Below are 12,230 nucleotides of genomic sequence, written 5' to 3'. Positions count from 1 at the left end.
GTACTAAATTTTCCCGTAACAAAATTTTTAAAAAATTTTCTGCAATCCTGCTTTACTAATTGGATAGAATTTAAGATTGATTATTTAAGTAAATAAAATGATCTCAATGAGAAAAGCCTCTTTTTAAAAAATGTAATTGAGTCTAAAATAAATGAATTGAGTAGATTTTAAAATAAATCAGTTGTTTTTAGATTTAAGGAATGGCTTATAGGTTGGTTTATTCATGTTTTTTTGTTGGCATGAATTTTGCTTAATGAATAGTGAGAAGAGGAGAAAGTTATTTCCGATTTTAGATGAGCATAATTAGGAGGTGTTTTTAGAAGAATTTAATTACTTATTCATTTTCACTATTTAAGATGTATGTTGAGTGCGCAATTATTAGTTTGTTTAGTTCGATTTTTTGAGATTATCAGAAATTGTAAATGAATACAAAAGTTATGCTATTTTAGTAGTTGTATTTTTTCTCTTATTACGTTTTGTTTTTTCTGAATATTCTAAAATAAAGGTGGGGCATTTATGGATTCTACTAATGAAAAAGGTCAGTTACAACGTTCCATGAAAAGTCGGCATTTGTTTATGATTTCACTTGGAGGAGTAATCGGTACAGGTTTATTTTTAGGTTCAGGTCTAACGATTAATCAAGCTGGTCCAGGGGGAGCGGTTGTTGCGTATTTATTCGGTGGATTGGTGATGTACCTTGTGATGGTTTGTTTAGGTGAACTATCAATTACAATGCCAGTTACAGGTTCATTTAAGACTTATGCTACGAAGTATATTGGACCTGGTACCGGATTTACGATTGGCTGGATGTATTGGCTTAGTTGGGCAACAACGGTTGGTTTAGAATTCACAGCGGCCGGAATATTGATGCAAAGGTGGTTTCCACATGTACCAGTTTGGATCTGGTGTCTTGTGTTTATCGTTCTTTTGTTGGGTTTAAACATTCTTAGTGTAAAAGGTTACGCAGAGGCGGAGTTCTGGTTTGCGGGAATTAAAGTATTTGCAGTTATAGCTTTTATATTGATTGGAGCAGCAACGATATTTGGGTTCGGTCATAAAGGTAGTTCGGCACCTTTGTTTACTAATTTTACAAAAGATGGTGGGCTTTTCCCACATGGGTTTTCAGCTATATTTTCAACTATGATGGCAGTAGTATTTGCATTTCAAGGGGCAGAAGTTGTTGGAATTGCAGCTGGTGAAAGTGAAACACCAGAAAAGACTCTTCCTAAAGCAATTCGTAGTATCATTTTTCGTGTCCTGATTTTTTATGTGTTAGCCATTTTAGTATTAGCGGCTTTGATTCCATGGAGGCATGCAGGGGTAGTAGAAAGTCCATTTGTTGCTGTATTTGATAATGTTGGTATTCCTTATGCAGCTGATATTATGAATCTAGTTATTTTAACGGCGTTGCTATCTGTAGGTAATTCGGGATTATATGTATGTTCTCGCATGCTATGGTCCCTTTCACAAAGTGGGATGGCACCTAAAGCTTTAGGGAAAGTAAATTCTCGTGGTGTTCCGTTTAATGCAGTATTGTTTAGTCTTCTTTTTGCACTAGTATCATTACTTACAAGTGTAGTATCTGCACAAACAGTTTTTGTCGTTCTGCTGTCTGTAACTGGACTAGCTGGTACATTCAGTTGGATGGCAATTGCCTTGTCGCAATATAATTTTAGACGACAATTTATTAAAAACGGTGGAAATGTTAAGGAATTAAAGTACAAAGTTCCACTGTTCCCATTAATACCTATTCTATGTCTAGTTTTATGTGGAATTTCCATCGTATTTATGGCTTTTGATCCTACTCAACGTTCTTCCTTAATAGGTGGTTTAGGTTTCATGGGTGTAAGCTATCTTTATTACTTTTTACGTCATGGAAAAAATAAAGGTAAGATCGGCATTAAGAAGGATCATGGAGATGTACCAACTCATCAGAGTATTTGACCAGTATGCATACAGCTAAGATTCTTACACAAGTGTAATCTATTACAAAAGATGATCTTAAAAGGAGGCTATTTAGTATGAATAAACCTTACCTAGTTGTAGAGTGGAATGATAGTGAAACAGATGCAAAAGGGTGGTTAGTAGTACATAACTTTGTCAAAGGGTATGCTGGTGGTGGGACAAGAATGCATCCAACAGTGACAAGGGAAGAAGTTGAACGTTTGGCAGAGGCAATGGCATATAAATATATGGCTTCAGAAAGTGTCACTACAGGTGGGTGTAAAGCTGGTATTGCTTATGATTATAAAGCACCTGATGCGTATGACGTATTAAGAAGATTTTTGATTGCGATGATGCCATATGTAGAAGCGGGAGTATCTTTAGGAAGTGATTTAGGTACGAAGTATGAGGATGTATTAAGAGTATTTGATGAATTTAATGTAGGAATACCTTTAACAAAATCGATGAAGGAAGATGTAAGTGTTCAAAATGGAATAAAAGATTTTAATAATCTTCTAGCTTCTAAAATAGATTGTTTCCTTCTAAATGATGCTGTAACAGGCTACGGTGTTGCATTTTGCGCAGATGAAGCATGGAAATTTAAAGGTGAAAATAAAGTAGCGAAAGTAGTTATTCAAGGGTTTGGCTGTGTAGGAGCAAGTTGTGCGTTGAAATTATCACAGTTAGGCTATAAAATCGTTGGCATTTCGGATGCAAATCTACTAGTTACGTGTGAAGAGGGTTTAGATGTTCAGAAATTAATTGACCACAAAAACTCACACGGAGAAATGAATCAGGAGTTTTTTGAACCGAACTATGTGGTAAGAAACAACACTGAATGGCTTGATGTAGATTGTGACATCTTGATTCCTGCAGCTTTAGAGGATGTAATTAATGTATCAAACGCTAATAAAGTAAAGTCGAGTTTAATTGTAGAGGCTGCCAATATTCCGATCTCGGCTGAAGGGGATCAGATCATCAAACAAAGAGGGATCGATGTTGTGAATGATTTTGTAGCAAACTTAGGAGCAATTAGATTTTATGACACCGTTATTTTTGGATTAGTGAAACCTGAACCTAAGGAAGTTATAGATGATATTGAAAGATTAAGCAGAAAGAATACCTTTAACTTATTTAAAGAAGCTAAGAAGCAAAAACGATACCAAAGAGATATTGCTTGCGAACTGTTTGAGCCCACAGTTAGAGATTTGATAGAGTGTTAAAAGAAGTTATATAATACTAAAAACCCACAAAGAAAACAAATTTCTTTGTGGGTTTTTAACATGTATAGGCTATTTCGATATCCTTTTTATTTATGAACTAGATTAATAGATTCACTTTTGTAGCAAATTTTTTAATGAGTTAAAAATGACGGTTTTGAGTGGATTTTAATTTTATTTTTACTAATTAGATGCGTAAATACAGCTTGCTTATTAATAATAATAGGAATTTCGAAGTTGGCATGAGTTTTGCATTATAAAGAGTATAACGGAAATGAAGGTCTAATATACCTTGAGTTTTCTAAATACATGCAACAACAAAAATATATGGGTAACCATTCTAATAGCCCAGTGGAAATTGGAAATTAGCAAAAGAAAATCGACGAAGAGGTGGTCAAATTGCCAGGGGCATTACATGGTTTCAAAATTATCGATTTAACTAGAGTGCTAGCCGGCCCCTTTTGTACGATGATCCTTGGGGATCTTGGGGCTGAGGTAATCAAAATTGAAAGTATTAGCGGTGGGGATGAGACAAGGGGTTGGGGGCCTCCTTTTGTAGAAGGAGAAAGTGCATATTATTTATGTGCTAATCGAAATAAGCAAGGCATTACTTTGAATTTGAAAGATGATAAGGGGAAAGAGGTTTTAAAAAAACTCATTTCAGAAGCGGATGTTGTTGTCCAAAACTTTATACCTGGAACTTTAGCAAAACTAGGTTTTTCCTATGAAGAGATGAAAGCGATGAAAGAAGATATTATTCTTGCATCAATTAGTGGATTTGGTAGCAGTGGCCCTAACTCTTCACTTCCTGGATATGATTATATCATTCAGGCGATGTCTGGTTTAATGAGTATTACCGGGGAGAAGGATGGCGAGCCAACAAAAGTAGGAGTTGCAATTTCAGACGTATTAACGGGGTTATTTACATGTATTGGAATTCTTGCTTCATTACAGCATCGAAATCGCACTGGGGAAGGACAAGAAATTGACATCTCACTTTTTGACTCTCAATTAGCTGCTTTAGTAAATGTGGCTAGTAATTATTTATGTAGTGGTGCTATACCTGAGCGATTAGGAAATTATCATCCTAATATTGTTCCATATCAAGTTTTTTCAGCAAGTGATGGTGAGATGGTGATCGCAGTTGGTAATGATCATCAATTTAATCGATTTGCTTTACTAATTGAAGAACCGATTTTATTAGATGAATTATATAGGACTAATGCTAGTCGATTGCAGTATCGAAAACAAATTGAGGAAATAATCTCAAATAAAATAAAAACAAAAAGTAAAGATGAGTGGAAAGTTCTCTTAGATAAAATTGGTATTCCAAATGGACCGATTTATAACGTAAGTGAAGCCCTGTTGTCTGAACATGCTAGATCAAGGGATATGGTACTAGAAGTAAAACATCCATTCATAGATGATCTAAAGTTAGTTGGTTCACCATTAAAATTATCAAAAACACCAGTTGAAGTAGTAAGACATCCTCCATTGCATGGAGAACATACTGAAGAAGTAATGGGTAAACTTGGTTATTCTCAATTAGAAATACAGGAAATGAAACGAAATAATACAATTTGAGGAGGAGTTAAAATGAATTTTTCATTAACAGAAGAACAAAAAAGTGTGAGGAAGGTAGTTAGATCATTTGTAGATCGTGAAATTATACCATTTATTAAGGAGTGGGATGAAAAAGGACATTTTGAAGTAAATATATTAAAACGACTTTCCGATTTGGAACTAATGGGTGTATGTATTCCAGAACAATATGGTGGAGTTGGAATGGACTATAATACTTTAGCAATCGTATGTGAGGAACTAGAGCGTGGAGATACAGCTTTCCGTACGGCTGTTTCAGTACATACGGGATTAAATAGCATGACATTATTACAGTGGGGAACTGAAGAACAAAAGAAAAAGTATCTAGTTCCTCAAGCGCGAGGGAAGAAAATTGGTGCATTTGGGTTAACGGAGCCAAATGCAGGATCTGATGTTGTTGCAATGGCGACGACAGCAGTAAAAGATGGTGACAGTTATATCTTAAACGGATCCAAAACATGGATTTCTTTATGTGATGTAGCTGATCATTTCTTAATCTTTGCAAAAACAAATCATGACTTAAAGCACCACGGAATTTCTTGCTTTATCGTAGAACGTACTTTTGAAGGGGTTTCTACAAAAGCAATTAAAGGGAAAATGGGAATTAGAGCTGGAAACACTGGGGAAGTATTTTTAGATGATGTCAGAGTACCAGCTGAGAACCTATTAGGATTCGAAGGTGAAGGGTTTAAAATTGCAATGTCAGCGCTTGATAATGGAAGGTTTACAGTTGCAGCTGGTGCTTGTGGATTGATTCAGGCATCACTTGAAGCAAGCGTAAAATATTGTCATGAGCGAAAAACCTTTGGTAAAGAAATCGGGAAACATCAATTAGTACAACAAATGATCGCTAAAATGTCTTCAAATCTTGAAATCTCCCGTCTACTAGTCTATAAAGCTGGCTGGTTAAAAAATAATGGAAAACGTAACACTAGAGAAACATCACTAGCAAAATGGATTTCTTGTAATGCAGCAAATGAGGCAGCTAATGATGCTGTACAAATTCATGGTGCATATGGATTTTCAAATGAGTTCCCAGTAGAGCGCTATTTAAGAAATTCAAAAGCACCAGTCATTTATGAAGGAACAAGAGAGGTTCATACAACTATGCAGGCAGAATATGACCTAGGTTATAGGGAAGATAAAGTTTTAAGAAAAATGCTTCCAGCTTGGCCATTCGAAGAGGTTAACGTAGAAACTGTTAAATCTTAATAAAAAATTTGAGTAGAAAATAGATTGCTAGTTAGTGTTTCAATGTAATCGCATAAGGGAAGGGAGTGTTTCGTAATGAAAATTAGCGGTGGAAAAGCAGTAGTCAATGTAATGGCAAAAGAAGGGGTTAGTAAGGTTTTTTGTGTACCCGGTGAGAGTTACTTAGGAGTTATGGATGCATTATATGAACATCCAGAAATTAGCTTGATTTCAGCCAGGCATGAAGGTGGAGCCTCATTTATGGCGGAGGGCTATGCAAAAGCATCAGGTGAAGTAGGTGTTTGTATGGCAACTCGTGGTGTTGGAGCTTCAAATTTGGCGATTGGAATTCATACTTCTAGCCAAGATTCCACCCCGTTAGTTGCACTTATTGGACAAGTTGAGCGTCCTTTTAAAGAAAAGGAAGCATTTCAAGAGGTCAATCTTGTAGGGATGTTTAGCCATTTATGCAAATGGACAGTAGAGATTGACCGAGTTGAACGAATTCCAGAGCTTCTACATCGTGCATTTCATATTGCTCGTTCAGGTCGTCCTGGTCCTGTGTTAGTAGCATTACCTCATGACATGCTAGAAGATACAGCCGAAATGGTAGAAATCCCAGTCTATCAGTCTCACCCGGCTCGTCCACATAAAGAGAGCGTTCAACAAGTAGTAGAAATGATTCAAAGTGCCAAACGGCCAATTCTTATAGCTGGTGGTGGAGTCATTCGTTCACAAGCTGTTCCTTTATTAGTTAAATTTGCTGAAACAGTACAAATCCCTGTCGTTACTGCATTCCGTCGTTTCGATGCTTTTCCAAATTCACATCCATGTTATGCAGGCTGGCTTGGCTTTGGAACACCAAAGAATTTACTTGAATCAATAGACAATGCAGACCTAGTGATCGCTCTAGGTACAAGATTTTCCCAAGTAGGAACGCAAGATTATTCATTGCTTTCAGGAAAAGGTAAACTAATTCACATTGATATTTCAGAAGATGTATTTGGAAAAGTTTATGCTCCTTCTTTGTCAGTTACAGCTGATGCAAAAGCTTTTTTAGTGGAAGCATTAACAATTGCTTTATCTACGCCATTAAATTCAGATGAAATGCGAGTAGAAAAGCTTCATAACGAATACATGAGCTTTTCAAATGCGAAGGAAGATTACACGGATGAATATGTAGATCTGGATGGTTTTATGTATGATATCGTCTCGCATTTACCAAAAGATGCGATTATTACGAATGATGCAGGGAACTTCTTTGGTTGGCTTTCTCGATATTATCGCTTTGAGCATGAAAATACATATGTCGGACCAACATCCGGAGCGATGGGGTATGGATTGCCGGCTGCTATTGGTGCAAAACTCGCTCAGCCGCATAAAACCGTTGTTTCCTTCTCAGGAGATGGGGGTTTTATGATGACGCTTCAAGAAATCGAAACAGCCGTACGTTATAACATTCCTGTCATTTCGATTGTGATAAACAACAATATGTATGGAACAATTCGAACACATCAAGAAAAGCATTTTCCAGATCGATTAATCGGAACAGAGTTGTCTAATCCGAACTTTGCAGAGCTTGCGAGTTTATTTGGTGCATACGGTCAGAAGGTCGAAAAAAATACTGATTTTGCGCCAGCACTTAAGCGGGCATTATCATCAGGACGGCCAGCTGTTATCGAAGTGGTAACAAATCCTAGGATTTTATCTGCTGGTCAAGATAAGTCAAAAATGAATTTATCTTATAGTAAATAATGAGCTCTTTATTTTATTAGTGAAAAAAATCTAATTGGGGGAAACGATATGCGTTATGCAAACTACATTAATGGACAATGGAAACAGCCTACGTTAGGCGAATATCGGGAAAATTACAGTCCTCATAATGGAGAGTCATTAGGAGAATTTCCTTCAAGTACAGAAGAGGATACACGACAAGCCATTCTTGCAGCGAAAACGGCATTTATATCATGGAAGAAACTTTCATACCAACAACGAGCTGTATACCTTCAAAAAGCAGCAGATCTATTAAAAGCAAAAATCCATGAAGTAGGACGTGATTTAACACTAGAAGAAGGGAAAACACTTGCTGAGGGTATTGGAGAAACACAGCGTGCGATTAGCATCCTTGAATATTTTGCAGGTGAAGCAAGACAGCCAGTTGGAGAAGTAATTCCTTCAGGTAATACAAATACATTTTTATATACAACTCGAACGCCAATCGGACCAATTGGATTGATTACGCCTTGGAATTTCCCAATTGCAATTCCTGTATGGAAAATGGCTCCTGCACTTGTTTACGGAAATACGGTAGTGATTAAACCAGCGGATTTGACCCCAAAATCTGTTTATCATGTGATAAAAGCGCTTGATGAGGCTGGTATTCCAGCAGGGGTTGTAAACTGTGTATTTGGTAGAGGTTCTGTCGTTGGAACCGAATTGGTAGAACATCCTTATATTAAAGCAATCTCATTTACAGGATCTAATCAGGTTGGAAATCAGATTCAGCAGAGTGCTACAGCAAAAGGAAAGAAAGTACAAATGGAATTAGGTGGGAAGAATCCACTGATCGTACTTGCTGATGCAGATATAGAAAAAGCAGTTGAAATTGCCGTGAGCGGTGCTTTCAGATCTACTGGTCAAAAGTGTACTGCGACGAGTAGGGTGATTGTGGAAGAAGCAATTTATGAAGCATTCCGTGACCGACTTGTAGAACGTACAAAAACATTAAAAGTTGGAAACCCACTTCATGACGATACATTTGTCGGTCCAGCTGTTTCTCAATCACAACTTGACGGTGTGCTTGCCATGATTGAAGCTGGAAAGGACGAGGCAACTCTATTATGCGGTGGAGAAGTTCCTGCTGATGAAGCCCTAAAAAATGGTTTCTATGTACAACCTACTATCTTTGAAAATGTCTCCACGGATGCTCGTATTGCCCAAGAAGAAATATTCGGACCTGTAATAGCGCTTTTTAAAGTGAAAAACTATGAGGAAGCAGTAGGGATGGCTAATGACACTGAATATGGTTTAAGTGCAGCTATTTGTACAAACAATTTCACAATTGCACAGCGTTTTGTTGAAGACATTGAAGTTGGTCTTGTACATGTAAATAATGAAACAGCAGGGTCAGAGCCACAAGTACCTTTTGGCGGCATCAAAAATTCAAGCACTGGATCCCGCGAACAAGGAAAGACAGCAATAGACTTTTATACACAAGTCAAAACGGTTTATATGGATCAAATGTAATTGGTTAGGTTGAAAATAAAAAGGGTTGCCTCATAAGTCAGGGGAACTGACTTATGGGCGCTTTTTTTGTGAAACTAGCTGATTTTATTTGAGTACCTTGTAGATTTTTTGATAAATTGTCAATATGATGGACCTTGCTTACTCATGAACCCTTTATGAGGAAGTAATTTACAGTATTTAGCTTTTTTACTTCCTCATGAATCCGTTATGAGGAAGTAATTTACAGTATTTAGCTTTTTTACTTACTCATGAACCCTTTATGAGGAAGTTATTTACAGCATTTAGCTTTTTTATATACTCATTAACCCTACTACAAAAAATACCCGGCTATTAACCGGGTATTTTTTAATTTCACATTTATTTATAAAAGTCCAAATCACTACAGTACTTACGAACTAATCTTGCCGCTTTTGACTGGCTGATTTCTAAATCATCTGCTACTTTTCTTGTATTCCTATATTTTGTATAAGAATTTATTACTATGTTTTTCTCAACTTCTTCTAGAGAAGCTAAAAGCGAGCAATCACTTATTACTTCATCGACCGGATTCTCTTTTTTATTTTCTATTAATAAATCAGTCAAGTCTTGCACTTTTATGATGCCATCACTTGTGACGACGAGGCTTTCAAGCATATTTTCTAACTGTCGAATATTCCCAGGCCATGAATAGTTATAAAAAGTATTCAAAGCTTCTTCAGAAATGATTGTGTTCATTTGGTGTTTTCTATTAAACTCGGAAAGAAAATGGTAGGTTAGTGGAATGATGTCTTCTTTTCTTTCGCGTAGTGGTGGAATTTTTAAATTTACAACATGAAGGCGATAATATAAGTCTTCTCTAAATTCCTTATTCTGTACCATTTCATATAAGTTTCGATTAGTAGCAGAAAGGATACGGATATTTACTTTTTTGGGTTGTTTGCCTCCAACAGGCATAAATTCAAATTCTTGAATCACTTTTAAAAGCTTTGCTTGAACTTTGGGTGATATATCTCCAATCTCATCTAAAAATACCGTTCCCCCGTCTGCAAGCTCTAAAAGTCCTTGTTTGCCACCTTTTGTTGCTCCAGTAAATGCGCCATCTTTGTATCCGAAAAGTTCTGATTCTAGTAGCTCTTCTGGAATCGTTGCACAGTTTAAAGATAAAAAAGGAGCTTTATTTCGGCTGCTTTTCTGGTGGATATATTTTGCAATTACCCCTTTTCCTGTGCCAGATTCTCCTTGGATTAATACGGTTGCATCTACTTTAGCAACCTTTTCACAAATCTTAACAATATTACTCATTTCCTTGTTATTCGTAATGATATTATTTTTATAAATTTCAGCTTGAGCAGCTTCATTTATTTCTTGCTCATCGGGTATGTATAAGTCTTTATAGCTTGCATCTTGTGAAGTGGTGATAATCAGCTCAATTTCCTGCTGATCATTTAGTAAAGGAATGGCTGTTGTGATGATTTCCTTTCCAACATAACTTATTTGTTTCATTATGACCGTTTTCTTTTCTTTAAATAAACGTGGGAGAATAAGAGGCTTCCAATATTCTTTTGAAATTAATTCATCGTTTGATTTTCCTACTACATCTTTTAGTTTAATTCCATAATGTCTTTCACAGGCCTTGTTAATGTACACGATACGAGCATCTTTATCAAGTACATAAAATTCATTAGGAGAATTGTCTAATATTTTTTGTAGAATCTCATTACTGAACTCTAGTTTTAGCTTGTCATTTGTAGTATTTGGCAAAATGTAACCCCCTCTAATAACATTTTGAATCTCGGAAAATAGTAAGTTGAGTTAAAAATGACTGAATTGAGTAAATTATAAGATAATTATTTTAATTTGGAAATAGATAAATAGTGTTATCTCCTATGGTAAAGCGAAAACTAAAATTGGCATAAATCTTGCTTAAGTTAATAAATAAAGGATGGAATTTCGTTTTAAATGAAATCCATATAAAAGGAGGAATCATTATTATGTCTACAAAGGGAACAGCGCAAACTTTACAAACTTCATTACCGTATAAAACATATGTCAGCCAAGAGGTATTCGATATAGAAAGAAAAAAGATTTTTAGTAAAAATTGGATCTTCGTAGGTCATACTAGTCAAGTTAAAAACGTCGGTGATTTTTTTACTTTTGAAGTTGCTGGTGAATCTATTTTAGTTACGAATGCTAATGATGGTAAAATCCGCGCGTTTTATAATATTTGTCCACATCGTGGTACAAAAGTGGAGCAAAGTGAAACAGGAAATAAAAAAATCCTACAATGTATTTATCATGGTTGGACCTTTAATTTAGATGGGCATGTAAATAGAGCTCCAAACTTTAAAAATATTGAACTAGGAGAATATAACTGCTTAAAGTCGGTCCAATTAGAAATTCAGAGTTCTATGATTTTTGTAAACTTGGATCGAAAAGCTAAGGCTTTTTCTGTTGAATATGAAGAGTTAATAAATGAACTAAACCGTTATCCTTTCCTGGATTCATTACAATTAGTAAAAGAAAACCGTCGTTTGATTAAAGCAAATTGGAAAGCTGTAGTTGATAATTTCTTAGAGTGCGATCATTGTCCAGTTGCGCACCCTTCATTCTCTAAAACATTTGATTTATCGAATTATAGTATTGTTCCTTGTGATAATTTCTCTTACCAGTGTTCAAATGTGAAAAATCAAGATGATAGCTTAACACGTTTCTACTGGATTTGGCCAAATATGATGATGAGCGTATTTCCTGGAGGAGGAAATATGACGACAACACAGCTGATTCCTATTGATGCCAACCAAACGTTAGCAGTCTATCGCTATTTCTTTATTAATGAAGAAATTTCGAAAGAAGAAGAGGAAATGATTAAATTTGTTGATCAAGTCCGAGAAGAGGATTTTGATCTAGTAGAATTATTGCAAACAGGTTTACATTCTAAAGCATTTGAAAATGGTATATTTTCTCCAACTGAGAACGCGATGCAACACTTCCATGAAATGATTAAAGAAGCGATCGACTTATAATCTAGTTAATTGAGAACGGTAAAAA

At 35.9% G+C, this 12,230-nt stretch carries 8 protein-coding genes; 7 read left to right on the top strand and 1 reads right to left on the bottom strand.

Annotated features, from left to right (window positions below; translation table 11 throughout):
- The first annotated feature begins 516 nt into the window (after window positions 1-516).
- The 6 genes from COI44_RS08755 to COI44_RS08730 all read left to right on the top strand — a co-directional run bounded on the left by COI44_RS08755 (window position 517) and on the right by COI44_RS08730 (window position 9,203).
- Complete coding sequence (locus COI44_RS08755) at window positions 517-1,944, top strand: amino acid permease (RefSeq protein WP_098427593.1); 1,428 nt, start codon at window positions 517-519, stop codon at window positions 1,942-1,944.
- Between the two features lie 77 nt (window positions 1,945-2,021).
- On the top strand, window positions 2,022-3,167 hold the full coding sequence (locus tag COI44_RS08750) for a Glu/Leu/Phe/Val family dehydrogenase (protein WP_098427592.1): 1,146 nt from the start codon (window positions 2,022-2,024) through the stop codon (window positions 3,165-3,167).
- Between the two features lie 396 nt (window positions 3,168-3,563).
- A complete protein-coding gene (locus COI44_RS08745; protein WP_098427591.1) occupies window positions 3,564-4,748 on the top strand; it encodes a CaiB/BaiF CoA transferase family protein in 1,185 nt (394 codons plus the stop codon).
- A 12-nt stretch (window positions 4,749-4,760) separates the two neighbouring features.
- Window positions 4,761-5,978 carry an acyl-CoA dehydrogenase family protein gene (locus tag COI44_RS08740; protein WP_098427590.1) on the top strand — a complete coding sequence of 406 codons (1,218 nt, stop codon included), beginning with the start codon at window positions 4,761-4,763 and terminating at the stop codon, window positions 5,976-5,978.
- 75 nt (window positions 5,979-6,053) lie between these two features.
- Window positions 6,054-7,712, top strand: coding sequence for a thiamine pyrophosphate-dependent enzyme (locus COI44_RS08735; protein ID WP_098427589.1), 1,659 nt, complete (start codon window positions 6,054-6,056; stop codon window positions 7,710-7,712).
- Window positions 7,713-7,760: 48 nt separating this feature from the next.
- Window positions 7,761-9,203, top strand: a complete 1,443-nt coding sequence (locus COI44_RS08730; RefSeq protein ID WP_098427588.1) for an aldehyde dehydrogenase family protein — start codon at window positions 7,761-7,763, stop codon at window positions 9,201-9,203.
- A gap of 357 nt (window positions 9,204-9,560) precedes the next feature.
- Here the strand turns inward: COI44_RS08730 and COI44_RS08725 are convergent, their stop codons facing one another.
- Window positions 9,561-10,943: a sigma-54 interaction domain-containing protein gene (locus COI44_RS08725; protein ID WP_097976000.1), complete on the bottom strand. Its 1,383-nt coding sequence runs from the start codon at window positions 10,941-10,943 to the stop codon at window positions 9,561-9,563.
- Window positions 10,944-11,173: 230 nt separating this feature from the next.
- Here COI44_RS08725 and COI44_RS08720 point away from each other — a divergent pair, with 230 nt between their 5' ends.
- A complete protein-coding gene (locus COI44_RS08720; RefSeq protein WP_098427587.1) occupies window positions 11,174-12,205 on the top strand; it encodes an aromatic ring-hydroxylating oxygenase subunit alpha in 1,032 nt (343 codons plus the stop codon).
- Window positions 12,206-12,230 lie beyond the last annotated feature (25 nt).

Origin of the sequence: Bacillus sp. AFS088145 (genome assembly GCF_002564465.1) — a bacterium.
Classification (GTDB): Bacteria; Bacillota; Bacilli; order Bacillales; family Bacillaceae_G; genus Gottfriedia.
Note: the sequence above shows the minus strand (reverse complement) of the source record. Positions and strands in the feature narration are given on the sequence as shown.